The following is a 26078-nucleotide window of genomic DNA, read 5'->3' as shown; positions in this document are numbered from 1 at the left end:
ATCGCCTACAGGTTGTAGGTGGAGTTGATGATCGCGCCCTTGCGGGCGTAGTGGATGAGCGCGTCCTGCACGTCGAGCGGGTGGCAGGGGATGCAGCCCTCGATCAGGTCCTCCTCGCGGAGGCCGTGGAGCGCCATGCCGAACCGGCAGACGAAGACGCGGTTCCCCTCCTGGATGAAGGTCTCGATGGCGTTGTTGAGGTTCTGCTCGCCGGGGAATCCGGAGTCGCCGACCGTCGGGAAGCCGCGGGTGGCCATCGCGTTGATGGTGCCGGGCCCGTAGAAGTAGAGCGCGGACTCGTAGCCCTTCCGCGCCGCGCGGGTGGCCTGGAGCACTGCGACGAAGCTGACCGAGGACTCGTGGGCGATGCCGTGCACGAGGGTCAGGTACGACTCCCCGGGCTCGGCCTGGTAGTCGGGGAAGACCTTGGTGGAGCCGTAGAGGTTGCTGCCCTTCGGGAGCGCCGGGTGGGCGATCTCGGAGCGCGACATCTCGATGTTGGCGCTGACCTGGTCTTCGATCTCCTGGGAGACGGACATGGTTCCTCCTGGTGTCGGTCCGCCGAAGCGGCGTGCGAGTGCATGGCTCCGGCGGGATGCGCTGAGACGACGCGGGACGACGTCCGCCGGGGTGGAGCAGTGGTGCGGAGTGGAACGCGTCCAGTCAACGGCCGGGATGTTTCGGAGTGGTTTCCACCGGAAGAAGCTCCCGTGACGGCGGATCCGTAACGAGACCGCGTTCCTCCCGTCACGAGGGCGAAACACGAGGCGCCTTGACTGGGGGGTGAGACGACCGCACCGACATCCCGGCCGCCGCTGTGCGCGGCCCGTCCGGCCCGCTCCGCGGTGCCACGAAGGAGTCCTCGTGACCGATCTCCGCAGTCCCTCCCCCGCGTCCTCGCCGCCGGCAACCGGTGCGGCGCACCCGGCCGCCGGCCCGCACCCGGTCGGCGGGGCGCACTCCCCGGGCGGGGCGCACTCGACCGGGATCCGCCGCACCGGCCCCTCCGCCCTCCGCACTCGCGTCGACATCGCCCTGCAGGGCATCCGCGTCGAGGCACCGGTGCACCGCGAGGCCGGCGCCGGCCCGAGCGACGACGGGCACGTGATGCTCGGCGGCCTGGGCGCCGCGATCCCGGTGAACCCCGACAGCCCCTACGTGGTGAGCGGGAACCGCCTCCTGCTCGAGGGCGCCGACATCGGCCTGGACGTGACTCCCGTCCGCCGCCCGCGCTTCTACGATCTCGACACCGCCGACGGCGTCTCCTACGAGAAGATCGCCCGGCTGCACGGCCGTGACATCCTCGCGACCACCGTCGTCCAGACCTGCATGCGCTATGACGAGGCGGAGCGCTGCCGCTTCTGCGCGATCGAGGCCTCGCTCGAAGCCGGTGCGACCATCGCGGTCAAGACCCCGGCCCAGCTCGCCGAGGTCGCGGAGGCGGCGGTCCGCCTCGACGGCGTGCGCCAGATGGTGATGACCACCGGCACCTCCAAGGGCCGCGACCGCGGAGCGGCCCACCTCGCGCGCTGCGTCCGCGCGGTGCTCGCGGCGGTCCCCGGGCTGCCGATCCAGGTGCAGTGCGAGCCGCCCTCCGACGTCTCGGCGCTGCAGGCGCTGAAGGACGCGGGCGCCGTCTCGATCGGCATCCACGTGGAGTCGATGGACGACGCGGTGCGGCAGCGCTGGACCCCGGGCAAGGCGCGGGTCAGCCTGGACGAGTACCGCTGGGCGTGGCGCGAGGCAGTGCGGATCTTCGGCCGCAACCAGGTCTCGACCTACCTCCTGGTGGGCCTCGGCGAGGACCCGGACGAGCTGGTCACGAGCGCCCGCGAGCTGATCGGGATGGGGGTCTACCCCTTCGTGGTGCCCTTCCGTCCGCTGCGCGGGACCCTGGCGACCGAGGTCGACCACGTGCTCCCGCCGGCCGGGTCACTGCTGGAGCGGGTCAGCGCCGAGGTCGCCGCGCTCCTGATCGAGGCCGGGATGCTGAGCAGCGGGCAGAGTGCGGGCTGCGCGGCGTGCGGGGCCTGCGGCGTCCTGAAGACGGCCGGCGCCTGATGGTGGAGCTCTCGATCCTCGAGGGTGTTCGGGTCGCGCCTGCGTTCACGGTGGTGCGGGCGGAGGAGCGCGAGCTCGCCGCGCACCGGGCCCTGCGGCGCGAGGTCTTCGTCGCCGAGCAGGGGCTGTTCGCGGGCGACGACCACGACGACGCCGACGACGATCCGCGCTCGGTGGTGCTCGTCGCGGTGGCTCCGGACGGCGCGGTGCTCGGCGGGGTCCGGATCGCGCCTGTCGGCGGCGGACGCGATCTGGGCTGGTGGACCGGCAGCCGCCTGGTGGTGGCGCGCGAGGCGCGGGGCGGCTCCGGGATCGGTGCCGCCCTCGTGCGCGCGGCCTGCGCGGAGGCGGAGGCGCGCGGGGTGCTCCGCTTCGAGGCCTCGGTGCAGCTGCGCAACGAGGTGCTGTTCCGGCGGCTCGGCTGGCGGAGGATCGGCACGAGCACCGTCGCCCGAGTCGAGCACGCCCGGATGCGCTGGCCGGTCGACCGGCTCGACCGGGCGGCCACCGCGGCCAAGGCGGCCCTCGGCGCCCTTCTGGCTCCGCTGGCGGCCGAGGGGGCCCTCGGTGGGGCCGGCTTCGTCGGCGACGACGGAGCACCGGTCCCGGGCAGCGACCTGATCGCCGTCTGCGACGCGATCGTCCCGTCCATGGTGGAGCGCCACCCGGAGTGGGCGGGGTGGTGCTCGGTGCTGGTCAACGTCAACGACCTCACCGCGATGGGCGCGACCGGCATCGGGCTGATGGACGCGATCGGCGCTCGCGACGCGGCCGCCGCCGCGCGCATCGTGAGCGGTCTGCGGGCCGCCTCCGCCGCCTGGGGCGTCCCCGTGCTCGGCGGGCACACCCAGCTCGGAGTGCCGGCGGCCCTGAGCGTCACCGGTCTCGGCCGTACCGCGGCGCCGGTGCCGGGCGCGGCCGCTCCGGGCGACGAGCTCTCGCTGACGGCCGACCTCGGCGGCGGCTGGCGGCCCGGCTTCGCGGGCGCCCAGTGGGACTCGACGTCGTCCCGGCGCGCGGAGGAGCTCCGGGCGATGGCCGCCTCCGTCGGACTCGCGCGGCCGAGGGCGGCGAAGGACGTGAGCATGGCCGGGCTGGTGGGGACGGTCGGCATGCTCGCCGAGGCCAGCGGAGGAGGAGCGGTGATCGACCTCGCGGCGGTCCCCGTCCCCGAGGCGGCCGGCACCGCCGACTGGCTCGGCTGCTTCCCCGGCTTCGCGATGATCACCGCCGACCGGCGGGGGGAGTCGCGGATGGGCACACCCTGGACCGCGACGGCCGCGGTGGGGAGCGTCGTCACGGAGCCGGGCGTGCGGCTGCGCTGGCCGGACGGCGAGGAGACGACGGCGATCGCCGGTGCGGTGACGGGGCTCGGCGCAGCGGGCTGACGGGCCGGGCCGGAGGCGCATCGTCCTCGGCGCGGCCGTGAGACGCAACCCCGCGCAGATCCTCGCCGAGCGGCGGAGACTGGCGGCGGCCCGTTGTTCGACGGGCGCTCATCGACGGAAGGAACGACCCCATGGTGGATCTCGGAGGACTCGCGGACAAGGCGAAGAACGCCGTGAACAGCGACAAGGGCGAGGAGCTGACCGACAAGGGACTCGACAAGGCGGGCGACGCCGCCGACTCCGCGACCGGCGGGAAGTTCGCCGGCCAGGTCGACAAGGCCCAGGAGGCCGGCGACCAGCACGTCGGCAACGACTGACCGCCGGGCGGCCCTTCCGCGCTGTCGCGGAGGGCCGCCCGTCCATCAGTCCCGGTCGCCGAGCCCGCGCAGCAGCGCCCGCACCACGGCGACGGAGCGATCGGCCGCGTCGTCGACGTGCGCCTCGAACTCGCCGGGGGCGCAGAGGTCCGAGATCCCGCGGACCGAGACGAACGGCAGCCCGTGCACGTGCGCCGTCTGCGCGAGGGCGACGGACTCCATGTCGGTGGCGAGCGCGCCGGGGAAGTCGTTCCGCACGCGGTCCACGTGGGCGCTCGAGACGAAGACGTCGCTCGAGACGATCAGGCCGCGGCGCACCGGCGGCCCCTCCAGCAGCTCGAGCTCCGCGGCGAGCGCCGCGTCGTCCCCGGAGTAGCGGGCGGGCATCCCCGGGACCTGCCCGAGCGCGTAGCCGAACGCCCGCGCATCGGCGTCGGTCTGCACGTACTCGGCGCCGATCACGACCTCGCCCACGCGGACGTCGGCGCCCAGGCCGCCGGCGGTCCCCGCGCTCACCACGAGCGGCCGGGAGCCGCCCTCCCGCAGGATCGCTGCGGTGAGACCGCCGGCCGCGTTGACGAGGCCGATGCCGGTGCGGACGAGCAGCACCGCGCGGGAGTCGAGCTCGAGCTCCCACTGCAGCGCGTTGCCGACGGCGCGCGGCTCGGGGGCGCTGGTCGCGGCGGCGAGGAACGGCGCGGCCTCCTCGTCCATCGCGACCAGGACGATCGCCGTGCTCACGCGGTGACCGTCTCCCACTCCGAGCGGTGCGCGAGGAACGTGCGCGCCGCCTCCTGCGCCCCCTCGAGGGAGTGGTTGGCGCCCCAGCCGCACTGGGTCTCGTTGGCCGCGGGGACCTCGTCGGCCTCGGTGATGTCCTGGAGCGTCGCCTCGACCAGGCCGAGCACCTCGGCGAGCTCGGGCTCGCCCGAGAGGAGCAGGTAGAAGCCGGTCTGGCAGCCCATCGGCGAGAAGTCGATCACGCGGTCGGAGTGGTTGCGGGACTTCTCGGCGAACAGGTGCTCGAGCGAGTGCACGGTGGGCATCTCGAGGTGCCCGCGGTTGGGCTGGGTGAAGCGCACGTCGTACTTGACGAGGTGGTCGCCTCCGGGCAGCGTCTTCGCGTCGGCGAGGCGCACGTACGGCGCTGCGACGGTGCGGTGGTCGAGGTTGAACGACTCGACGTTCATGCGCGGCTGATCCACGGTGGTCTCCTTCGCTGGGGGTCCCTCCATTGTCCTCCGCTCCGCGGAGCGGAGGCGGACCCCGGCGGATCCGGCTGCTTCTTCTCCGGGGCTGCGCCCGGATGCGAAGAGCTCCTCGCCGGCCACGACGAGGTACGCCGTGTCGAGCGCGATGATCACCAGGACCGCCCTGAACAGGCGCGCGGAGACCGTGCGGTCGTCCAGCGGGACCCCGCCGCCCAGACCCGCACGGAGGCGTGGAGCACCCCGGACAGCACCAGCGCGACGAGCGCCGTCACGCCGAGCACACTGTCCGGAACGACCACCGCCACCACCTCCTCCGTCGACGGGTCGAGCATGCCGTCGCGCCCGACGCGGCGGGGACCCGGGCCCCTGAGCGGTGGAGAACGGGCCGCTCCGATCCCTGGGGAGGAGCCTCGGCCGCTCCTCAGAACAGGTCCGAGAAGCCCATCGCGACGAGGTTCGCGTGCGAGGTCCGCAGGCAGTCGAGCGCGCTCCGCCCGTAGCGCTCGTCCTGCTCGACGAGGAGGTGGTCGACGCCGAGCGCGAGGCTCGTCCCGATGATCCCCGGGAAGTCGAGGTTTCCCTCCCCCACCTCGGCGAACTGCACGTTCGAGGTGAAGGCGTGCACGGACCACCCGCCGGACATGTCGGCGGGCGGCCCGACCCGGTAGTCCTTCAGGTGCACCAGGGCGACGCGCTCCCCGTACCGGCGCAGCGTCGTCACGGGATCGAGCCCGCCCCGCTGCACCCAGTGCACGTCGAGCTCGAGCCCCAGCAGCGGAGCCCGCTCGGCGACGACGTCGAGCAGGAGGCGGCCGTCGTGCCGCGCGAACTCGTGGTGGTGGTTGTGGAGCAGCAGCCGCAGCCCGTCGTCGCGGAGCCTCGCCGCGGCGGCCTGGCAGCGGTCGGCGAAGTCGAGCAGAGCGGCCGGCGAGACCGCCGCGGAGGCGGGCAGCATGCCGATCCGGACCGTGCGCGTGCCGAGCGCGCGGGCGTCGGAGACGATCCCGGCGAGCCCGCCCTCGAGCGCGGCGCCCGGGGAGTCCCCCGGTGCCAGGCCCGCCGAGATCGCCGCGATCTCGACGCCGAGCTCGTCCCGCGCCCGCTGCAGCTCGGCCACGGTGGCCGCCGTCAGCGGGATCTGCGAGATCTCCACCGACCGGTAGCCGATCGCTCGGACCTCCCGGAGCGTCGCGAAGGCGCCCGCCGAGGCGAACGCGTCCTTCAGCATCATCGCCTGCACGCCGATCCTGGTCACGGCAGTCCTCCCGGTCGCGGTGGGGGCCGGCGTCTCCGCGGCCCGGAACGCCCCCGACGGTAGAGGCGTGCCTCCGATCTTGTCAATCGGTTGCCAATACGCGTATGGTCGTGGCACGGCGGCGCTCCTGCCCGCCGGTTCCCGACGACGAGAACGAGGCACGCACCGTGACCACCGCACCCGCGACGACCGCACCAGCGACGACCGCATCCGAGAACCCCGCGCCCTGGACCCTCTCCGGCTTCGGCGACGAGATCGACCCCGACCCGGTCGTCCAGGTCGCCGTCCTCCGAGCGCTCGGCGCGCACAGCATCGAGGTGCGCAGCGCCTGGGGCCGGAACGTCGTCGACCTCGACGACGAGCGCCTCGCCCGCCTCGCCGCCGTGCTCGAGCGCGGCGGCCAGTCCGTCTCGGCCGTCGCCTCGCCCATCGGCAAGGTCGACGTCGCCCTCGACCCCGAGCTCGAGGTGGCGCGCCTCGACCGCGTCATCCGCGCCGCGCACGCCCTCGGCACGCCGAGCATCCGCGTCTTCTCGTTCTACCGGGGCGAGGGAGTGCCGGTCGAGAGCATCCGCGACGACGTCCTGCTGCGCATGCGCAGGCTCGCCGATCGCGCAGAGCGCGAGGGCGTGGTGCTGCTGCACGAGAACGAGAAGGACATCTACGGCGACGTCCCCGAGCGGATCCTCGACCTGGTCGAGTCCGTCGGCTCGCCCGCCCTGCGCCTCGCCTGGGACAACGCGAACTTCGTGCAGTGCGGGGTACGGCCCTTCGACGACGGCTGGGCGACGCTGCGGCCCTACGTCGACTACCTGCAGGTGAAGGACGCGGTGGCCGCGACCGGCACCGTGGTGCCCGCCGGCGAGGGCGACGGCCAGCTGCGCGAGACGCTCACCGCCCTGCGCGACGACGGCTGGACGGGCGTCGCCTCGCTGGAGCCGCACCTCGCGATCACGGACGCCCTCGGCGGATTCTCCGGCCCCGAGTCGTTCGGAGTGGCCGCTCGGGCCTTCCGGGGGCTCGCCTCCTCGCTCGGGATCGACCTGCGATGACCGTCCGCGCGGCGGTGATCGGCTGCGGCGACATCTCCTCCGTCCACCTCGCGGCGATCGGCACCGCACCCGGCGCGGAGCTGGTGGCGGTCTGCGACACCGACCCGGGCCGGCTCGCCGCGGCCGCCGAGAGGCACGCGGTGCCGGGCTTCCCCGAGGCGGTCCGGATGCTCGACTCCGTCCGCCCCGACGTCGTGCACGTCTGCACTCCGCACAGCACGCACGCCGCGCTGGCGGTCGCGGCCCTGGACCGCGGCGTCGCGGTGCTCCTCGAGAAGCCGCTCGCCTCCTCCGTCGCCGAGGGCGAGCAGGTGATCGCCGCGGCCGAGCGGGGCGGGGCGCGCATCGGCGTCTGCTTCCAGAACCGCTACAACCCGCCCGTGCAGCGCCTCCGCGAGCTGCTGGCGTCCGGCTCCCTGGGTGCCGTGACAGGTGCGGCCGCGACCGTGCTCTGGCACCGCGCTCCTGGCTACTACCTCGACCGCCCCTGGCGCGGGATGCGGGCCGAGGGCGGCGGCGGGATGCTGATGAACCAGGCGATCCACACCGTCGACCTCCTGCAGTGGCTCCTCGGCGAGGTGGTCGCGGTGAGCGGCTCCGCCTCCACGCGCCTGCTTCCGATCGAGGTCGAGGACACCGCCGACCTGGTGCTCACCCACGCCTCCGGCGCGCGCAGCGTCCTCTACGCGACCGTGGCGAACGCGTGGGACGAGCCGGTCGAGCTCCGCCTGCGCACCGAGCGCGCCACCGTCTCGTTGCGCGGTGCCCTCACCGTGCGGCGCGACGACGGATCCGTCGAGGTCGTCCCGGACACGGAGCGCCGATCCGGCGGGCGCTCGTACTGGGGCGCCTCGCACGAGGTGCTCGTGCACGACTTCTACGCCCGCCTCGGCGAGGACGAGCCCTTCTGGATCTCGCCCCGCGAGGCGGCGAGGTCGCTCGCGATCGTCCAGGCCGCCTACGCCCCGAGCGCGCCCGCGCGGATCCCCCACTCCACCCCGAACGAAGGACTCCTCCCATGACCACCGTCCGCCTCGGCATCATCGGATTCGGCGCCCAGGGCTCCTCCTACGCCCGCTTCCTCGCCGACGGCAGAGTGCGCGACCTCGTCGTCACCGCCGTCGCCGACGTCGACCCCGCCCGGGAGGCGGCGGCCGCCGCGCTCGCACCCGGAGCGTCCTTCCACGCCGACCACCGCTCCCTCCTCGCGAGCGGGGAGGTCGACGCCGTCGTCGTCTGCACTCCGCACTACCTCCACCCCGGGATCGGCATCGACGCACTCGAGCACGGGCTGCACGTGCTGGTCGACAAGCCGGCGGGCGTCTACGCCGCGCAGGTGGCGGAGCTGAACGAGGCCGCCGCCGCCCGTCCCGGTCAGCGCTTCGCGATCATGTTCAACCAGCGGGCGAACCCGCTCTACCGCCGGCTCAAGGAGGTCGTCGACGAGGGCGGGATCGGCCGGATCCTGCGCTCGAACTGGATCATCACGACCTGGTGGCGGCCGCAGGCCTACTTCGACCAGAGCGCGTGGCGCGCGACCTGGGGAGGCGAGGGCGGAGGCGTCCTGGTCAACCAGGCGCCCCACCAGCTCGACCTGTGGCAGTGGCTGTGCGGAGTGCCGGAGTCGGTGGTCGCGAAGGCCGGCTACGGGCGGTGCCGCGACATCGCGGTGGAGGACGAGGTGACGGTGCTCGCCGACTTCGGCGGGGGCACGACCGGCGTGCTGGTCACCACGACGCACGACCCGATCGGCACCGACCGCCTCGAGATCATCGGCGACCGCGGCCGGATCGTCGTCGACGACTCCCGGGTCGCGACGATCACCCGGCTGAACGCCCCCGAGCGCGAGGTCAGCGCCGCCCTCAGCGCCGAGGACGTGGGCCTCCTGCTCAGCGGTCGCTACGACACCGCGGGCCTCTCCACGACGGAGCGGATCGAGTCGGCGTCGGTCTGGGGCGAGCAGCACACGGCCGTCCTGCAGGACTTCGCGGACAGCATCCTGCACGGCACGCCGCTGCTCGCACCCGGGGCGGAGGGGATCCTCGGGGTCCGGCTCGCCAACGCCATCCACTACTCGAGCTGGACGGGACGCGAGGTACCGCTCGACCTCGACGAGGGCGTGTTCCTGGCGGCGCTCAACGAGCGGATCCGCGAGGAGGGGGCGTTCCCGGAGCGGAGCTGACGGGGCGGAGCCGCGCTGGACGGGACCGGAGTGGTGGGCGGCAGGCCGGTGACGGCGGCCTCCCGGAGCGCGGGCTCCTCGATCCGGCGCGACCCGGACGCGAGCGACGGGCCGGGCGGGCTTCTCGGCCCTGTGGCAGCATGGGCGGCGGACGGCGCCCCGTCCGCCGCCGTGCCCCTCGAGAGAAGACCGCGATCGTGCCCAGCGAAGACGCGCCCACCGGCCCCTCCGCCGCGAGACGCCGCGGCCGCTCCGCGACGACGATCTACGACGTCGCCCGACTCGCCGGCGTCGCCCCCTCCACCGTCTCCCGCGGGCTGAGCACGCCCGGACGGCTGAACGCTGCGACCGAGCAGCGGATCCGCGCCGCCGCGAAGGAGCTGGGCTACCGGCTCAACCCGATGGCGCGCGCGCTGCCGACGGGCCGCACCTCGACCCTCGGGCTGCTGGTGGCCGACATCACCAACCCGGCCTTCTTCCCCGCCGTGCGCGGAGCGGAGCGGGCGGCGTCGCTCCGCGGCTTCACGATGATCCTCGCCGAGTCGCAGGAGTCCGGGGAGCGCGAGGCCGAGGCGGCCGACCGCATCGCCGCCTCCACCGACGGGCTCGTCCTCGTCAGCACCCGCCTCAGCGACGAGGAGATCATCGCGCTGGCCGGGCGCATCCCGGTCGTCGTCCTCAACCGCGTGGTCCCCGGCGTCGCGGGGATCGTGCCCGATCTCGCCCCCGGGATCGACGCCGCGCTCGACCACCTCGCGGCCCTCGGCCACCGCTCCCTCGCCTTCATCGCCGGTCCGCCCGACTCGTGGATGAGCGCCGCGCGATGGGAGCCCCTCCTCGACCGCGCTCCGCAGCGGGGCATGACGGTCGTCGAGATCGGGCCGGGCGTCTCGACCCTCGAGGGCGGGAGGAGCGCGCTCGCGAGGGTGACCGCCTCCGGCGTCGGCGCGGTGATCGCCTACAACGACCTGGTCGCCATCGGACTGATGCGCGCGGCTCAGGAGTCGGGCGTCGCGATCCCGGAGCAGCTCAGCATCATCGGCTTCGACGACATCTTCGGGAGCGACTTCACCTCGCCGCCACTGTCGACCATCAGCGCACCGCTGGGCCGGATGGGCGAGCGGGCGGTCCGCCGGGTGCTCGGCGACGAGGAGCCTCCGGAGCGGGCCGACGACCTGCCGACGGAGTTCGTCCCGCGCGCCTCGACGGGGCCCCGCCGCGACTCCTGACCCCGGTCCGCGCCCGGCGCGCCATCCGGTGCGACACCTCTGGCAATCGGTTGACACTTCTCGGCACCCATACTTGGATGGCCCCGTGCCGACGAAGCTGCTGAACGATCCCGACCGACTCCTGCCGATCGACCCGACGACCCGGGCGATCGCCCGCGATCTCCACGCGAGCGTCGCCGACCTGCCGATCCTCTCCCCGCACGGGCACGTGGATCCGCGCCTCCTGCTCGAGGACCGCCCCTTCGCCGACGCGTCCGAGCTCTTCCTCCGGCACGACCACTACGTCACCCGGCTGCTCCACTCCGCCGGGATCTACCTGGGCGATCTCGGCATCCCGGGAGGCGAGCGCCTCGCCGGCCCGGAGGAGGTGTGGCGCACGTTCTGCGCGCACTGGCGGATCTTCGCGGGAACCGCCTCGGGCTACTGGCTCCAGTCGATCCTCGCCGAGCAGTTCGGCATCACCGAGCAGCCCGACGCCTCCACCGCCGACGCCCTCTTCGCGGCGATCGCGGCCCGGCTGGCGTCCGCCGCCTTCCGCCCGCGGGCGCTCTTCGAGCGGTTCGGGATCGAGGTGCTGGCGACGACCGACGATCCGCTGGACGACCTGGCCGTCCACCGGGCTCTGGCGGAGGATCCGGCGTTCCCGGGCCGCGTGCTGCCGACCTTCCGCCCCGACGCCTACCTCGATCCCTCCACCCCCGGCTGGCCCGAGCGCGTCGCCGCCCTGGCCGCCGCCACCGGAACGAAGGAGTCCAGCTTCCCCGGATTCCTCGAGGCCCTCCGCGCCCGTCGCCGGTACTTCCTCGACCACGGCGCCGTCTCCGCCGACCACGGAGTGCTGGAGCCGCTGACCGTCGACCTCGATCCCGCCGAGGCGCAGTCCCTCTTCGCCCGCGCCCGCGCCGGCACGATCGACGCCGAGGGCAGCCGCGTCCTCGCCGCGCACCTGCTGCTGCAGTCCGCCCGCATGAGCGTCGACGACGGCCTGGTGATGACCGTCCACGCCGGGGTGCTGCGCAACCACGATCGGCCGACCTTCGAGCGCTTCGGTCCCGACACCGGCCACGACATCCCCGTCGCGACCCGGTTCGCCGAGCCCCTCCGCCCGCTGCTGCAGGAGCTCGGCAACGCACCGGGCTTCCACCTCGTCCTCTTCGGGATCGACGAGAGCACCCACTCGCGCGAGCTCGCTCCCCTCGCCGGCTACTACCCGTCGGTGTTCCTCGGAGCGCCGTGGTGGTTCCTCGACGCGCCCGACGCGGTGCTGCGCTTCCGCGCCGCCGTGACGGAGACCGCCGGCTTCTCGCGGAGCTCCGGCTTCATCGACGACACCCGCGCGTTCCTCTCCATCCCGGCCCGTCACGACATGGCGCGGAGGCTGGACGCCGCGTTCCTCGCGCGCCTGGTCGCCGAGGGGCGCATCGACTCCGAGACGGCGAGCGCCGTCATCCTGGACCTCGTCGACGCCCAGCCGCGGAAGGTCTTCAAGCTGTGAGCGGGCACGGCGGAGGAGGCGCGCTCGATCGCGCATCCACGGGCCTGCCGGCGGCTCCCGTCCGCATCGTCCACCTCGGCCTCGGCGCCTTCCACCGAGCGCATCAGGCCTGGTACACGCACGCCGTCGACGACGACCACGAGTGGGGCATCGCCGCATTCACCGGCCGGAGCCCCCGCGCGGCCGAGGAGCTCGCCGCGCAGGACGGCCTGTTCACGCTGATCGAGCGCGGACCCGAGGGCGACTCGGCGACGGTCGTGGGCAGCATCGTCGAGGCGGTCGACGGCGCGGAGGTCGCGCGTCTCGTCGAGCTCGTCGCGGCTCCGGCGACGGCGATCGTCACGCTGACGATCACGGAGGCCGGGTACCGTCTCGCCGCGGACGGCGGCCCCGACCTGGACGACCCCGCCGTCCGGAGCGACCTCGACGCCCTCCGATCGGGAGGAGCGCCGGCGACCGCACTCGGCCGCCTCCTCCTCGGCCTCGCGGCCCGGCGCGACGCGGGCTCCGGCCCGCTCGCCGTCGTCCCCTGCGACAACCTCTCCGGCAACGGCCCTCTCGTGCGCCGTGGACTGCTCCTGCTCGCCGAGCGGCTCGACCCGTCGCTCGCCGACTGGATCGACCGCACCGTCTCGTTCGTGTCGACCTCCGTCGACCGGATCACCCCGGCGACCACGGCGGCGGACCGGGAGGCGGCGGCCGAGCTCACCGGCATCAGCGACGCCGCGTCCGTCGTGGCCGAGCCTTTCCGCGACTGGGTCCTCTGCGGCGGCTTCCCCGCCGGCCGGCCCGCCTGGGAGCGCGCCGGAGCCCGCTTCGTGGACGACATCGAGCCCTTCGAGCGGCGCAAGCTGCGACTCCTCAACGGCGCGCACACGCTCCTCGCCGCCACCGGCCGCCGGCGGGGCCGCGCCACCGTCGCGGAGGCGATCGCCGACCCCGCCTGCCGGAGCGCCGTCGAGGCGTTCTGGGCGGAGGCGGCGGCCGGCCTCCCCGCCGGTCTCGACGCGGACGCCTACTGCGCCGCCCTCCTCGGGCGCTTCGGCAACCCCCGGATCGAGCACCGCCTCGAGCAGATCGGCGCCGACGCGACCGCCAAGCTCCGCATCCGGATCGCGCCCGTGCTCCTCGCCGAGCGCGCGGGCGGACACGACGGAGCCGCCTCCCTCCGTGCCGTCGCCGACTGGATCGCACTGCTGCTCCAGGGCGACCGCCTGCCCGACGCGCAGCGCCCCGCCCTCGACCGCGCCCTCGGCTCCGCCCGACCCGTCGAGGCACTGCTGCGGCTCGTCGACCCGCGCCTCGCCGACGACCCGGCCCTCGTCGCCGCGGTCACCGCTCAGGCGGCCTAGACCTCCACCCCGCCCCTCCGCGCGGCGCCTTCCGGCGCCGTCGGCAACCGATTGCCACCCTCGCACCGTCTCGATGCGGCGCGGATCCCCGACGGGTCCGCGCCCGGGTAAAGGAGCCCGCATGACCCCCCGCACCACCGCGCCCGGAGCGCCCGCCGCTGAGAAGCTCTCGAAGCTGAGCATCGTGGGCTACGGCGCCGGCGACACGGCGAACAACCTCGCCTTCACCACCGCCACGATGTTCCTGCTCGTCTACTACACCGACGTCGCCGGGATCTCCGCGGCCGCGGCGGGCACGCTGCTGCTCGTCGTGCGGATCTTCGACGCGTTCGCCGACGTCTTCGCCGGCCGGGTCGTGGACCGCACCTACAGCAGGCGCTTCGGCAAGTTCCGGCCCTTCCTGATGTTCGGGTCGGTCCCGCTCCTGCTGCTCTCGGCCGCGACCTTCTCCGTCCCGCAGATCGGCGAGAGCGGAACCCTGCTCTACGCCTACCTGAGCTATGCCGCGCTCGGCCTCGCCTACAGCCTCGTCAACATCCCCTACGGCTCACTCGCCGGAGCGATGACGCAGGTCGGCACCGAGCGCGCGAAGCTCGCCAGCGCCCGCGCCATCGGCTGCGCGATCGTGGGGGCCGGGCTCGGCACCTTCATGGCCCCGCTGGTCGTCCCCGGCGCCGATCTGCAGTCGCTCTTCTCGATCGTCACGCTGAGCTTCGTCGTCGTCGGCTCCGCGCTCTACCTCTTCACGATCCTGACCGCGAAGGAGCGCGTCCAGCGCGACGTCGCGCACGTCACGTTCCGTCAGAGCATGACGACCCTCCGCTCCAACCGGCCGCTGCTCTTCCTCTGCCTCAGCTCGTTCCTGTTCCTCACCGGGACGCTCGCGCTCCAGACCGTGCAGCTCTACTACCTGCGCGACGTGCTCGGATCGGTCCAGCTCTACGCCGCGATGTCGCTGATCCAGCTCGCCCTGACCTTCGGCCTGGCCGCCCTCGTCCCGACGATCGTGCGGCGGTTCGGCAAGCGCAACGCCTACATGGCCGGAGTCGGGGTCCTGATCAGCGGCGGAACGGTCGTCTTCCTCGCCCCGGGCGACGCGGTGGCGGTCGGCTTCGGCGGACTGGTCCTCGCCTACGTCGGCATCCAGCTCGTCAACATGCTCGTCTGGGCGATCGAGGCGGACACCGTCGAGTACGGGGAGTGGAAGACCGGCATCCGCTCCGAGGGCACGATCTACGCCCTGTTCTCCTTCACCCGCAAGACCGGCCAGGCGGTCGGAGGCGCCCTCGCCGCGTACGCGCTGGCCTGGGGCGGCTACGTGGCCGGGGCCGCGGAGCAGAGCGAGCACGCCGAGTGGGGCATCCGCGCCGCCGCCGGCCTCATCCCGGCCGTCGCGGCCCTGCTCGCGGTGCTGATCATGGCGTTCTACCCGCTGACCGACCGTCGGCACGCGCAGATCGTCGCCGAAATAGCCGAGCGCCGCGAGAGCACGGGACAGGCCGCGCCCGTGGCGCCCGGCCTCTCGACCGCCGCGTTCTCGATGGACCGCGCTCCCGGCCGGAACCCCTGACCCGATCCCCCAGCACGAAAGGCACCCCATGAAGATCGACAAGGCCGAGGTCGTCGTCACCAGTCCCGACCGCAACTTCGTCACCCTCAAGCTCACGACCGACGACGGGCTGACCGGCCTCGGCGACGCGACCCTCAACGGCCGCGAGCTCGCCGTGGTCTCCTATCTCGCCGACCACGTCGTGCCGCTGCTCCTCGGCCGCGACGCCTCGCGCATCGAGGACACCTGGCAGTTCCTCTACCGGTCGTCCTACTGGCGCCGCGGGCCGGTCACGATGGCGGCGATCGCGGCGGTCGACACCGCCCTCTGGGACATCAAGGGCAAGGCTGCCGGCATGCCGCTCTACCAGCTGCTCGGAGGCGCGTCCCGCACCGGCCTGCTCGCCTACGGCCACGCGTCCGGGCGGACGGACGCGGAGCTGTTCGACAGCATCCGCGAGCACCAGGAGCAGGGGTACCGCGCGATCCGCGTGCAGACCGCGGTGCCGGGGCTGACCTCGATCTACGGCATCGCCTCCAACGCCGTCCTCGAGGGCAACGCCGGCGTGCGCTACGACCACGAGCCGGCGCAGCGCGGCGGCCTGCCGACCGAGGAGGACTGGGACACCCGCGCCTACCTGCGCCACGTCCCCCGGGTCTTCGAGGCCGTCCGCAACGAGTTCGGGCCGGGGCTCCCCCTCCTCCACGACGGCCACCACCGGATGACACCGATCCAGGCCGCGGCCCTCGGCAAGTCCCTCGAGCCGTACGACCTCTTCTGGCTCGAGGACTGCACGCCCGCCGAGAACCAGGAGGCCCTCCGCCTCGTCCGGCAGCACACCACCACGCCCCTGGCGATCGGCGAGGTCTTCAACACCGTCTGGGACTACCAGCTCCTCATCCGCGAGCAGCTGATCGACTACATCCGGAGCGCGGTCACGCACACCGGAGGCGTCTCCCACCTCCGGAGGATCCTCGACCACGCCGCGCAGTACCAGATCAAGTCCGGGATGCACGGACCCACCGACGTCTCCCCGGTGGGCATGGCGGCCGCGATGCACCTGGGCCTGGCGATCCACAACTTCGGGATCCAGGAGTACATGAAGCACGGCGAGCGGACCGACAGCGTCTTCCAGCAGTCGTTCACCTGGAGCGAGGGACGGCTGCACCCGGGCGACGCCCCCGGTCTGGGCGTGGAGCTCGACGTCGACGCCGCCGGGAAGTACCCCTACGTGCGCGCGTACCTGCCCTTCAACCGCCTCGCCGACGGCACCGTCCACGACTGGTGACCTGCCCGGCGATCCCGGACCGTCGCGGGAGCCACGACCAGCGGGCCCCCTCGACGGTCCGGGGTTCCCCCGCTGAGCAGAGGCCGGTCAGGGCACGAAGCGGTAGCCCATGCCCGCCTCGGTCAGCAGGTGCCGCGGATGCGCGGGGTCGGGCTCGAGCTTCTTGCGCAGCTGCGCGAGGTAGAGGCGCAGGTAGCCGGTGTCGGTGACGTGCGCGGGGCCCCAGATCTCGGCCAGCAGCGATCGGCGGGTGACCAGCTTGCCCGCGTTGCGGATGAGGATCTCGAGCACCTGCCACTCCGTCGGAGTCAGCCGCACGGAGACGCCGTCCCGCGTCGCGCTCTTGGCCACCAGGTCCACGGTCACCTCGCCGATCACGACCAGCGGCTCGCCGTCGGCCGGCTGCACCCGCCGCGAGAGGGCTCGGATGCGCGCGAGCACCTCGTCCATCGAGAACGGCTTGGTGACGTAGTCGTCCGCGCCGGCGTCGAGCGCGCCCACCTTGTCGGCCGCGCCCGTCCGCCCCGACACCACCAGGATCGGCGCGCTCGTCCAGCCGCGCAGTCCGTGGATGACCTCGACCCCGTCGAGCCGTGGCATGCCGAGGTCGATCATGTAGAGGTCCGGATGCTCGTCCACCGCGCGGTTGATCGCCTCGGTGCCGTCGCCGGCCGTCACCACGTCGTATCCGCGGGCGGTGAGGGTGATGCGCAGGGCGCGCAGGATCTGCGGGTCGTCGTCGGCGATCAGGATCTTCATGCGGCTCCTCCGGAGTCCTCGTGCGGAGCGGTGCCCGACCCGCCGTCGTGCGGGGCGGCAGGAGCGACGTGAGCCGCAGGAGCAGCGCCAGCAGTCTCCGGCGCCAGCGGCAGCGTCACCACCATCGTCAGCCCGCCCCCCGGAGTGTCCTCCGTCTCGAGCGTGCCGCCCATCCCCTCCGTGAACCCCTTCGAGAGCGCGAGGCCGAGGCCCAGGCCCGTGAGGTTGTCGTCGTCGCCGAGCCGCTGGAACGGCACGAAGATCTCGGCGCGCCGCTCCTCGGGCACCCCGGGGCCGTGGTCGACGATCCGCAGCTGCGCGCTCCCGCCGAAGGCGCTGGCGGCCACGCGCACCCGGGTGCCGGACGGCGCGTAGCGGACGGCGTTCGCGAGCAGGTTGACCACGACGCGCTGCAGCAGAACCGCGTCGGCGAGCAGCGCCGGGCCCTCCGGATCGAGGTCGAGGTCGACCTCGCCGGGACCGAGCCCGAGCTCGTCGAGCGCGGGGAGCACCACGTCGGCGGCGTCGAGCGGGGCGAGCGCCACGGCGAGCGCCCCAGCCTCCAGCCGCGTCACGTCGAGCAGGTCGGTGACCAGCGCGGCCAGCACGGTGAGGCTCTCATCGGCGGTGGCGAGCAGCTCCTCCCGGTCGCGCTCGCTCCAGACCACCTCGGGCGAGCGCAGCCCGCTGACCGCCGCGGTGGCCGCGGCGAGGGGCCGGCGCAGGTCGTGGCTGACGGCCGAGAGCAGGGCGCTGCGCACCCGGTCGGTCTCGGCCAGCGGAGCGAGGGAGCTGGCCGTCTCGCTGAGGGCCGCGTTCTCGAGCACCGAGTCCAGCTGGGCGGCGACGACCTGGAGCAGTCGCCGCTCGCTTCCCTCCAGCTCGCGGCCGTGCAGCTCGAGCACCGCGCCCTCGCCCACCGCGATGCGCGCGGGATCGCCCTCCGGCTGCGGCTCGCCGTCCGCCGCGACGAGCTCGCCGCCGCGCAGCAGCCGCACGCCGGTCAGCCCGAACGCCTCGCGCGAGCGCTCGAGGATCGCCTGCAGCGCCCCCTGCCCGCGGATCACGCCGCCCGCGATCGTCGCCAGCAGCTCCGACTCCGCCCCCGACCGCTTGGCGGCCCGCGCCCGCCGGGCCGCGCGGTCGACCACGGCGCTGACGAGCGCCGCGTTCAGCACGTAGAGCACCAGCGCGAGAGCGTGCAGAGGCTCGTCGACGGTGATCGTGTAGAGGGGATCGACGAAGAAGAAGTCGAGGGTCAGCCCCGAGAGCACGGCCGCGAAGAGGGCCGGCCAGAGCCCGCCGACCAGCGCGACCACCACCACCAGCAGCTGGTACGAGAGCACGTCGCTCGTGATCGACTCGTCGCTGCGGAGGGTCGAGAGCAGCCAGGTCACCAGCGGGCCGCCCACGAGGGCGAGGGCCAGTCCCAGGAGGCGGCGCCGCAGCGTCAGGGCCCCGTCGAGCCTCGGCAGCACCGCGGTGCGCCCGGCGGCGGAGTGGCTGACGATGTGCACGTCGATGTTGCCGGACTCGCGGATCACCGTCGACGCCGTGCCGGGCGTCAGCGCCGAGGCGAGGCGGCTCCGCCTGCTCACGCCGATCACCAGCTGCGTCGCGTTCACCGAGCGGGCGAACTCGACCAGCGTCCGCGGCACGTCCTCGCCGACCACCTGGTGGTAGCTGCCGCCGAGCTTCTCGACCAGCACCCGCTGCGCCTCGAGCACGTGCGGGCGCGGGGTGCGGAGGCCGTCGGGGGTCACCACGTGCACGGCGAGCAGGTCGCCCCCGGAGGCACGGGCCGCGATCCGCGCGCCGCGCCGCAGCAGGGTCTCCCCCTCCGGCCCGCCGGTGAGGGTCACGACCACGCGCTCGCGCGCCTCCCAGGTGCTGTCGATGCCGTGCTCGACGCGGTAGTCGCGGAGCGCGCTGTCGACCTCGTCGGCGAGCCAGAGCAGCGCGAGCTCGCGCAGGGCGGTCAGGTTGCCGAGCCGGAAGTAGTTGGACAGCGCCGCGTCGATGCGCTCGGGCGGGTAGACGCGGCCGTCGGCGAGGCGGTCGCGCAGCGCCTGGGGCGCCAGGTCGACGACCTCGATCTGGTCGGCGGCGCGGAGGACCGCGTCCGGGATCGTCTCGCGCTGCGGCACTCCGGTGATCGCGTGCACGACGTCGTTGAGCGACTCGATGTGCTGGATGTTCACGGTCGAGAAGACGGTGATGCCGGCGTCGAGGAGCGTCCGGACGTCCTCCCAGCGCTTCTCGTGCCGGGAGCCGGGGGCGTTGGTGTGCGCGAGCTCGTCGACCAGCGCGACGTCGGGCCGGCGGGCGAGCACCGCGTCGAGGTCCATCTCGTCGAGCAGCACGCCGCGGTGCTCGACGGCCCTCCTCGGCACGACCTCCAGCCCCTCGACCATCGAGGCGGTGGCAGTGCGGCCGTGCGTCTCGACCACGGCCACCACGACGTCGCGGCCCTCGGCGGCGAGCCGGCGGCCCTCCTCGAGCATCGTGTAGGTCTTGCCCACTCCGGGCGCGGCTCCGAGGAGCACGCGCAGGCGGCCCTTCGTCATGCTCCCGGCCTCCCCTCGTGCTCGCGGCTCCGGGGTGTCCCGGGCTCGCGGGTCCGGCGTCGATCCGCTCGATCGGACGGTCCCGACGAGCCGATCGCGATTCTACGAGCCGGAGGCGCCACCGGAGCGGTCACAGCCGCGCGAGAGCGGCGTTGAGCTCGAGCACGTCCACCGTCGGCTCGCCGAGGTACCCGAGCTCGCGGCCCGCGGTGTGCTCGTCGACCAGCGCGCGCACGGCGCTCACGTCGAGCCCGCGGGCGGCGGCGACGCGGGGCGCCTGCAGCTGCGCGTAGGCGGGGCTGATCGCGGGGTCGAGCCCCGAGGCGGAGGCGGTCAGCGCATCGGCCGGAACCGCGGCCGGGTCGACGCCCTCGAAGGCCGCGATCGCGGCCCGGCGCTCCTCGACGGACGCGACCAGGTCGGCGTTCTCGGGGCCGAGGTTGCTGCCGGTCGAGGCCGCGGCGTCGTAGCCCGCGGCGGAGGGACGCGACTGGAACCACTCCGGCAGGGGCGCTCCGTCGGCGTCCGTGGACGACTGGCCGATCAGCGACGAGCCGATCACCGCGCCGTCCTGGCGCAGCAGCGAGCCGTTCGCCTGGGCGGGCAGGGCGAGCTGCCCGATCCCGAGCACCGCGAGCGGGTACGCCGCTCCCAGCAGCACGGTGAGCACGATCATCGCGCGCAGCGCGACACCGTAGGGACGGAACATGGTCTCTTCTCTCTGTCTTCGGTGGTCGGGACGGGCGGGTCAGAAGCCGGGGATCGCGGCGACGATCAGGTCGACGAGCTTGATCCCGAGGAACGGAGCGATCACTCCGCCCAACCCGTAGACCAGGAGGTTGCGGCTGAGGATGCGCGAGGCGGCGACCGGGCGGTACGCCACTCCGCGCAGCGCGAGCGGGATCAGCACGACGATCACCAGCGCGTTGAACACGATCGCCGAGAGGATCGCCGAGGCCGGCGAGTGCAGCTGCATCACGTTCAGCACCGCGAGCCCGGGGAAGACCCCCGCGAACATCGCCGGGATGATCGCGAAGTACTTCGCCACGTCGTTCGCGATCGAGAACGTGGTGAGCGCGCCGCGGGTGATCAGCAGCTGCTTGCCGATCCGCACGATGTCGATGAGCTTGGTGGGGTCGGAGTCGAGGTCGACCATGTTGCCCGCCTCCTTCGCCGCCGAGGTGCCGGTGTTCATCGCCACGCCCACGTCGGCCTGCGCGAGGGCCGGAGCGTCGTTGGTGCCGTCGCCGGTCATCGCGACCAGCGCGCCCCCCTCCTGCTCGCGCCGGATCAGGGCGAGCTTGTCCTCGGGGGTCGCCTCGGCGAGGTAGTCGTCGACTCCCGCCTCCGCCGCGATCGCCTTCGCGGTCAGCGGGTTGTCGCCCGTGATCATCACGGTGCGGATGCCCATCGCGCGCAGCTCCGAGAAGCGCTCGGCGAGCCCGTCCTTCACCACGTCCTTCAGGTGCACGACGCCGAGCAGGCGGGCGCCGTGGGCGTCCTTCACCGCGACGACCAGGGGCGTGCCGCCGCTCTCCGAGACGCCGTCGACGAGCACCGTGAGGCGCGCCGCGACCGCGGAAGGCAGCGGCCCCTCCTCCTCCACCCAGGCGCGCACGGCCGAGCCGGCGCCCTTGCGGATGGAGGAGCCGTCGGGGAGGTCGAGCCCGCTCATCCGGGTCTGCGCGGTGAACGGCACCACGGCGGCCTGAGCGGGCTCGATGGCGGGACGGCCCGAGTCGCCCGCGAGGTCGACGATCGACTTCCCCTCGGGTGTCGGGTCGCTGAGCGAGGAGGAGGCGGCCGCGTCGACGAGGGCGGCCTGCGCCACTCCGTCGAGCGGGAGGAACGCCACCGCGCGGCGGTTGCCGTAGGTGATGGTCCCCGTCTTGTCGAGCAGGAGCGTCGTGACGTCGCCCGCCGCCTCCACCGCCCGGCCGGACATCGCGAGCACGTTGCGCTGCACGAGCCGGTCCATGCCGGCGATGCCGATGGCCGAGAGGAGGGCGCCGATGGTGGTCGGGATGAGGCAGACGAGCAGGGCGACCAGCACCGGGACGCTCACGGAGGCTCCCGCGAACGAGGCGATCGGGTTCAGGGTCAGCACGACCACGACGAACACGATCGAGAGGCTCGCCAGGAGGATGTCGAGCGCGATCTCGTTCGGCGTCTTCTGCCGCGACGCGCCCTCGACCAGGCCGATCATCCGGTCGACGAAGGTCTCGCCCGGCCGCGAGGTGATGCGCACCACGATCCGGTCCGAGAGCACTCGCGTGCCGCCCGTCACCGCGCTGCGGTCGCCCCCGCTCTCGCGGACGACCGGCGCCGACTCGCCCGTGATCGCCGACTCGTCGATGGAGGCGATGCCCCAGACGATGTCGCCGTCGCCGGGGACGAGGTCGCCCGCCTCCGCCACGACCACGTCGCCCAGCTGCAGCTCGGCCGAGGAGACCTCGACCAGGCGGGCCGACAGGGCGGAGGGGTCCGCGGGGTCGTAGTCCGTCACGCGCCGGGCCGGAGTGCTGGTGCGGGTGGCGCGCAGGCTCTCGGCCTGCGCCTTGCCGCGGCCCTCGGCCACCGACTCCGCGAGGTTCGCGAACACCACGGTGAGCCAGAGCCAGATCGCGATGCCGGCCGTGAAGGTGCCGGGCACCGTCGATCCGCCCGACTCCTCCGGCCCGCCGAGGAACGGCTCGGCGATCGCCAGCACCGTGGTCAGCGCGGCGCCGACCTCGACGATGAACATCACGGGGTTGCGCCACATCAGGCGCGGATCGAGCTTGCGCAGCGCTCCGGGGAGGGCAGCGGCGAGCTGGCGCGGCCCGAGGGCGGCGCGGGTGGGGCGCGCGGGTTCCGCGGGGGCCTCGGTCAGTGCAGTGGTCATCGGAGTCGCAGTCCTTCCGCCAGGGGGCCCAGCGCGAGTACAGGGAAGTAGGTGAGCGCGGTCACGACGACCGTGACGCCCACGAGGAGGCCGACGAACTGCGGCCGATGGGTGGGCAGGGTGCCGGCGCTGGAGGGCACCGGCGACTGCGCCGCGAGCGAGCCGGCCAGGGCGAGCACCAGCAGGATCGGGAGGAAGCGGCCGAGGAGCATCGCGACGCCGAGCGCCGTGTTGAGCCAGGGCGTGTTCGCCGTCAGCCCCGCGAACGCCGAGCCGTTGTTGTTGGACGCGGAGGTGAAGGCGTAGAGCACCTCCGAGAGCCCGTGCAGCCCGGGGTTCAGGATCGACGTGCTCTCCACGTCCTCCCGCACCGCCGGGATCGCGAAGCTCAGGGCCGTGCCGGCCAGCACGAGCGTCGGCGTCACGAGGATGTAGAGGCTCGCGAGCTTGATCTCGCGCGGGCCGAGCTTCTTGCCCAGGTACTCGGGCGTCCGGCCGACCAGCAGCCCGCCGACGAACACGGCCAGCACCGCGAGCACGAGCATCCCGTAGAGGCCCGAGCCGACGCCGCCGGGGGCGACCTCCCCGAGCATCATGTTGAGCATCGGCAGCATGCCGCCGAGCGCGGTGAAGGAGTCGTGCATCGCGTTGACGGCGCCGGTCGAGGTGAGCGTCGAGGCGGTCGCGTAGAGGGCGGAGCCGGCGATGCCGAAGCGCGTCTCCTTGCCCTCCATCGCGGCTCCGGCGGCCTGTGCCGCGGATCCGCCGCCCGCCGCCTCCAGCGCGGTGAGGGCCGCGAGCGACACGACGAAGATCGTCGCCATCGCCGCGAGGATCGCGCGCCCCTGCCGCACGTCGCCGACCATCCGGCCGAAGGTGCGCGGCAGCGAGAACGGGATCGCGAGGATCAGCACGATCTGCAGCAGCGACACCCACGCCGAGGGGTTCTCGAACGGGTGCGCGGAGTTGGCGTTGAAGTAGCCGCCGCCGTTGGTGCCGAGCAGCTTGATCGCCTCCTGCGAGGCCACCGCGCCGCCCGGGATGCTCTGCTCGCCGCCGGTGAGTGTGGTCACCGTCAGCGGGCCGTTCAGGTTCTGGATCACGCCGCCCGCGATCATCACGACCGCCGCCACCACCGCGAGGGGCAGCAGGAGGCGCAGCGTGCCGCGCACGAGGTCGACCCAGAAGTTGCCGAGCGTTCCGGAGGAGCGGCGCGCGAATCCGCGGATCAGCGCCACCGCCACGGCCAGGCCCACGGCCGCCGAGACGAAGTTCTGCACGGCGAGGCCGCCGAGCTGCACCGCGAAGCCGAGGGTCGCCTCCGGGGAGTAGGACTGCCAGTTGGTGTTGGTGACGAACGAGACGGCGGTGTTGAACGCCAGCCCCTCCGGCACCGCGGGCAGGCCGAGGGAGCCGGGCAGGACCGCCTGGAGGCGCTGCATCCCGTAGAGCAGGAGCACGCCGACGAGCGAGAAGGCCAGCACGGCCCGGAGGTAGGCGCGCCAGCTCTGCTCGCCCGCGGAGTCGACGCCGATGAGGCGGTAGACGCCGCGCTCGAGGGCGAGGTCGCGCGTCGAGGTGTAGACGCGGAACATGTGGTCGCCGAGGGGGCGGTGGAGGAGGGCGACGGCCAGGCCGACGGTCGCGACCTGGAGGACGGCGAGGAGCGGATCCATCAGAAGCGCTCCGGTCGGATCAGGGCCGCGACGAGGTAGACGACGGCGGCGAGCGCCAGCACGGCCGCCAGGGCGTCGAAGACGATCACCGGCCCGCCTCCTTCTCGCGGGTCCCGCGGGTCGCCGAGGGGGGCGGTCCGCCCAGCCGCTCGACCCCCTTCGCGGCGAGAGCGATGAGCGAGAAGAGGGCGAGCACGCCGAGGAGGTAGGCGAGGTCGAGCACGGAGGACTCCATCCGGGGAGCGGACGACGCCCGGGACCGGACGCCTGCCGGGAAGCGGCACAGGAAGCGATGCAACACCTCGCGGGGGCCCCTCGGAGCGGTCCTCACGGTTCCCCTACGGCCCGGCCCGGAGTCCTCGCGTTTCCCTCACGCGGACGGCGGCGGGCGCCCGGCGGAGGGGCGCGAGCCGGGCGGGAGCCGAGCGGTGAGAGCGTTCTCCCCTAGCAACGGCGGGGGTCGACGTCCCGAAGATCACATTTCGGCATCGCCTGGACAAATTCGCCGCCCGCGCTTTACTCCCCCCGATCGAAGGAATATGTTCTCTCCGTGGACAAAGCCCCTCGGGGCTCTCCCGCCCTCCCGGGCGACGACACGACGACGTGCGCCACACGTGCACGCCTCTTGTCGTCCTCTCCCTCGGACACTGCTTTCAGAGAGGAATGCACTCCATGAAGTTCTCCCGCGGCATCACCACGCTGGCCGCCGCCGGCATCATCTCCCTCGGCCTCGCGGCCTGTTCCGCGAGCCCCGCCAACTCCGGAGGCGCCGCTGCCGGCGCCGGCGCGGAAGGCGACTGCACCGTCGGCATCTCGATGCCCACGCGCAGCCTCGAGCGCTGGATCAACGACGGCGAAGGCCTCCAGTCGCAGCTCGAGGGCGACGGCTGCACCGTCGACCTCCAGTACGCCGACAACAAGACCGATCAGCAGATCTCGCAGATCCAGAACCAGATCGCCGGCGGCTCCAAGATCCTGGTCATCGCCGCGATCGACGGCGAGGCGCTCGCGCCCGTCCTCGCCGAGGCGAAGAAGCAGAACGCCACCGTCATCGCCTACGACCGTCTCATCAACGGCACCGCGGACGTCGACTACTACGCGACCTTCGACAACTACAAGGTCGGCCAGCTCCAGGGCCAGTACATCGAGTCGACCCTCGACCTGAAGAACGCCGCGGGTCCCTTCACCCTCGAGCCCTTCGCCGGCAGCCCCGACGACAACAACGCGAAGTTCTTCTTCTCCGGCGCGTGGGACGTCCTGCAGCCCTACATCGAGAGCGGCAAGCTCACCGTCCCCTCGGGCAAGTCGCCCGCGTCGGACGACGACTGGGCCTCGATCGGAATCCAGGGCTGGGCCTCCGACAAGGCGCAGTCCGAGATGGACAACCGCCTCTCGTCCTTCTACACCGGAGGCCAGAAGGTCGACGTCGTGCTCTCCCCCAACGACAGCCTGGCCATCGGCATCGAGGCCTCGCTGAAGTCGGCCGGCTACACCCCCGGCGCCGACTACCCGGTCATCACCGGCCAGGACGCCGACAAGGCCAACGTCAAGGCGATCCTCGCCGACGAGCAGTCCATGACGGTCTGGAAGGACACCCGCACCCTCGGCGACCGCGTCTTCCAGATGGTGCAGTCGATCGTCGCGGGCGAGGAGCCCGAGGTCAACGACACCGAGACCTACGACAACGGCGAGAAGGTCGTCCCGTCCTACCTGCTGGAGCCGCAGGTCGTCACGAAGGACGACGTGCAGTCGGTCCTCGTCGACTCCGGCTTCCTCAAGGCCGGCGACGTCGGACTCTGATCCGTCGGGCGGG

Annotated in this window: 23 protein-coding genes; 12 read left to right on the top strand and 11 right to left on the bottom strand. The window is 73.3% G+C overall.

The features are described 5' to 3' along the window. Positions 1–5 precede the first annotated feature (5 nt). Entirely contained in the window at positions 6–539 is a 534-nt protein-coding gene (locus tag C5C36_RS04390; protein WP_104222636.1) for an MSMEG_0572/Sll0783 family nitrogen starvation response protein, read from the bottom strand. A 325-nt stretch (positions 540–864) separates the two neighbouring features. Here C5C36_RS04390 and C5C36_RS04385 point away from each other — a divergent pair, with 325 nt between their 5' ends. From C5C36_RS04385 to C5C36_RS04375, 3 genes are all read left to right on the top strand, one after another. Next, positions 865–2061 carry an MSMEG_0568 family radical SAM protein gene (locus tag C5C36_RS04385; protein WP_258059779.1) on the top strand — a complete coding sequence of 399 codons (1197 nt, stop codon included), beginning with the start codon at positions 865–867 and terminating at the stop codon, positions 2059–2061. Further along, positions 2061–3449: an MSMEG_0567/sll0787 family protein gene (locus tag C5C36_RS04380; protein ID WP_104309323.1), complete on the top strand. Its 1389-nt coding sequence runs from the start codon at positions 2061–2063 to the stop codon at positions 3447–3449. The genes C5C36_RS04385 and C5C36_RS04380 overlap by 1 nt, the downstream gene beginning before the upstream one ends. A 131-nt stretch (positions 3450–3580) precedes the next feature. Then, on the top strand, positions 3581–3766 hold the full coding sequence (locus C5C36_RS04375) for an antitoxin (RefSeq protein ID WP_104222638.1): 186 nt from the start codon (positions 3581–3583) through the stop codon (positions 3764–3766). A 45-nt stretch (positions 3767–3811) separates the two neighbouring features. Here the strand turns inward: C5C36_RS04375 and mtnN are convergent, their stop codons facing one another. From mtnN to C5C36_RS04355, 3 genes are all read right to left on the bottom strand, one after another. Continuing rightward, the gene (gene mtnN / locus C5C36_RS04370) at positions 3812–4507 is read right to left on the bottom strand and encodes a 5'-methylthioadenosine/S-adenosylhomocysteine nucleosidase (RefSeq protein WP_258072189.1); all 696 of its coding nucleotides are present in this window, start codon (positions 4505–4507) and stop codon (positions 3812–3814) included. Then, a complete protein-coding gene (locus C5C36_RS04365) occupies positions 4504–5001 on the bottom strand; it encodes an S-ribosylhomocysteine lyase (RefSeq protein WP_308470894.1) in 498 nt (165 codons plus the stop codon). The genes mtnN and C5C36_RS04365 overlap by 4 nt, the downstream gene beginning before the upstream one ends. A 397-nt stretch (positions 5002–5398) precedes the next feature. Then, complete coding sequence (locus C5C36_RS04355; RefSeq protein ID WP_258072187.1) at positions 5399–6232, bottom strand: sugar phosphate isomerase/epimerase; 834 nt, start codon at positions 6230–6232, stop codon at positions 5399–5401. A 167-nt stretch (positions 6233–6399) separates the two neighbouring features. Between C5C36_RS04355 and C5C36_RS04350 the strand changes: the two genes are divergently transcribed. The 8 genes from C5C36_RS04350 (at position 6400) to manD (ending at position 16379) form a co-directional block, all read left to right on the top strand. Further along, entirely contained in the window at positions 6400–7284 is an 885-nt protein-coding gene (locus tag C5C36_RS04350) for a sugar phosphate isomerase/epimerase (protein ID WP_258072185.1), read from the top strand. Continuing rightward, positions 7281–8306 (top strand): Gfo/Idh/MocA family protein, encoded by a 1026-nt coding sequence (locus C5C36_RS04345; protein ID WP_104309321.1) that lies wholly within the window; start codon positions 7281–7283, stop codon positions 8304–8306. Before C5C36_RS04350 ends, C5C36_RS04345 begins: the two co-directional genes overlap by 4 nt. Then, positions 8303–9466 carry a Gfo/Idh/MocA family protein gene (locus C5C36_RS04340; protein WP_104261422.1) on the top strand — a complete coding sequence of 388 codons (1164 nt, stop codon included), beginning with the start codon at positions 8303–8305 and terminating at the stop codon, positions 9464–9466. Before C5C36_RS04345 ends, C5C36_RS04340 begins: the two co-directional genes overlap by 4 nt. Before the next feature lie 197 nt (positions 9467–9663). Beyond that, positions 9664–10695 carry a LacI family DNA-binding transcriptional regulator gene (locus C5C36_RS04335; protein WP_181133773.1) on the top strand — a complete coding sequence of 344 codons (1032 nt, stop codon included), beginning with the start codon at positions 9664–9666 and terminating at the stop codon, positions 10693–10695. Between the two features lie 85 nt (positions 10696–10780). Then, a complete protein-coding gene (gene uxaC, locus C5C36_RS04330) occupies positions 10781–12190 on the top strand; it encodes a glucuronate isomerase (protein ID WP_104309319.1) in 1410 nt (469 codons plus the stop codon). Further along, positions 12187–13542: a mannitol dehydrogenase family protein gene (locus C5C36_RS04325; RefSeq protein ID WP_258072184.1), complete on the top strand. Its 1356-nt coding sequence runs from the start codon at positions 12187–12189 to the stop codon at positions 13540–13542. The genes uxaC and C5C36_RS04325 overlap by 4 nt, the downstream gene beginning before the upstream one ends. Before the next feature lie 121 nt (positions 13543–13663). Beyond that, positions 13664–15112, top strand: a complete 1449-nt coding sequence (uidB, locus tag C5C36_RS04320) for a glucuronide transporter (RefSeq protein ID WP_104309318.1) — start codon at positions 13664–13666, stop codon at positions 15110–15112. A 28-nt stretch (positions 15113–15140) separates the two neighbouring features. Continuing rightward, positions 15141–16379, top strand: coding sequence for a D-mannonate dehydratase ManD (manD, locus tag C5C36_RS04315; protein WP_104222646.1), 1239 nt, complete (start codon positions 15141–15143; stop codon positions 16377–16379). An 87-nt stretch (positions 16380–16466) separates the two neighbouring features. On the opposite strand, the gene C5C36_RS04310 is transcribed toward manD, so the two are convergent. From C5C36_RS04310 to C5C36_RS17480, 7 genes are all read right to left on the bottom strand, one after another. Further along, the gene (locus tag C5C36_RS04310; RefSeq protein WP_104222647.1) at positions 16467–17138 is read right to left on the bottom strand and encodes a response regulator; all 672 of its coding nucleotides are present in this window, start codon (positions 17136–17138) and stop codon (positions 16467–16469) included. Further along, a complete protein-coding gene (locus C5C36_RS04305) occupies positions 17135–19705 on the bottom strand; it encodes an ATP-binding protein (RefSeq protein ID WP_104309317.1) in 2571 nt (856 codons plus the stop codon). The genes C5C36_RS04310 and C5C36_RS04305 overlap by 4 nt, the downstream gene beginning before the upstream one ends. A gap of 130 nt (positions 19706–19835) precedes the next feature. Further along, a complete protein-coding gene (gene kdpC, locus C5C36_RS04300; protein WP_104309316.1) occupies positions 19836–20414 on the bottom strand; it encodes a K(+)-transporting ATPase subunit C in 579 nt (192 codons plus the stop codon). A gap of 39 nt (positions 20415–20453) precedes the next feature. Then, positions 20454–22589 carry a potassium-transporting ATPase subunit KdpB gene (gene kdpB, locus C5C36_RS04295; RefSeq protein ID WP_104309315.1) on the bottom strand — a complete coding sequence of 712 codons (2136 nt, stop codon included), beginning with the start codon at positions 22587–22589 and terminating at the stop codon, positions 20454–20456. After that, on the bottom strand, positions 22586–24265 hold the full coding sequence (gene kdpA, locus C5C36_RS04290) for a potassium-transporting ATPase subunit KdpA (RefSeq protein WP_104222651.1): 1680 nt from the start codon (positions 24263–24265) through the stop codon (positions 22586–22588). Before kdpA ends, kdpB begins: the two co-directional genes overlap by 4 nt. Next, complete coding sequence (kdpF, locus tag C5C36_RS04285) at positions 24265–24354, bottom strand: K(+)-transporting ATPase subunit F (protein ID WP_068209492.1); 90 nt, start codon at positions 24352–24354, stop codon at positions 24265–24267. Before kdpF ends, kdpA begins: the two co-directional genes overlap by 1 nt. Further along, on the bottom strand, positions 24351–24500 hold the full coding sequence (locus tag C5C36_RS17480; RefSeq protein ID WP_167299012.1) for a hypothetical protein: 150 nt from the start codon (positions 24498–24500) through the stop codon (positions 24351–24353). Before C5C36_RS17480 ends, kdpF begins: the two co-directional genes overlap by 4 nt. A 437-nt stretch (positions 24501–24937) precedes the next feature. On the opposite strand from C5C36_RS17480, the gene chvE reads away from it, so the two are divergent. Continuing rightward, positions 24938–26065, top strand: a complete 1128-nt coding sequence (chvE, locus tag C5C36_RS04280; protein WP_374952918.1) for a multiple monosaccharide ABC transporter substrate-binding protein — start codon at positions 24938–24940, stop codon at positions 26063–26065. Positions 26066–26078 lie beyond the last annotated feature (13 nt).

It is taken from the genome of Rathayibacter sp. AY1G1 (assembly GCF_002932095.1).
Lineage (GTDB): Bacteria > Actinomycetota > Actinomycetes > Actinomycetales > Microbacteriaceae > Rathayibacter.
This window is presented reverse-complemented; position numbering and strand designations above follow the sequence as displayed.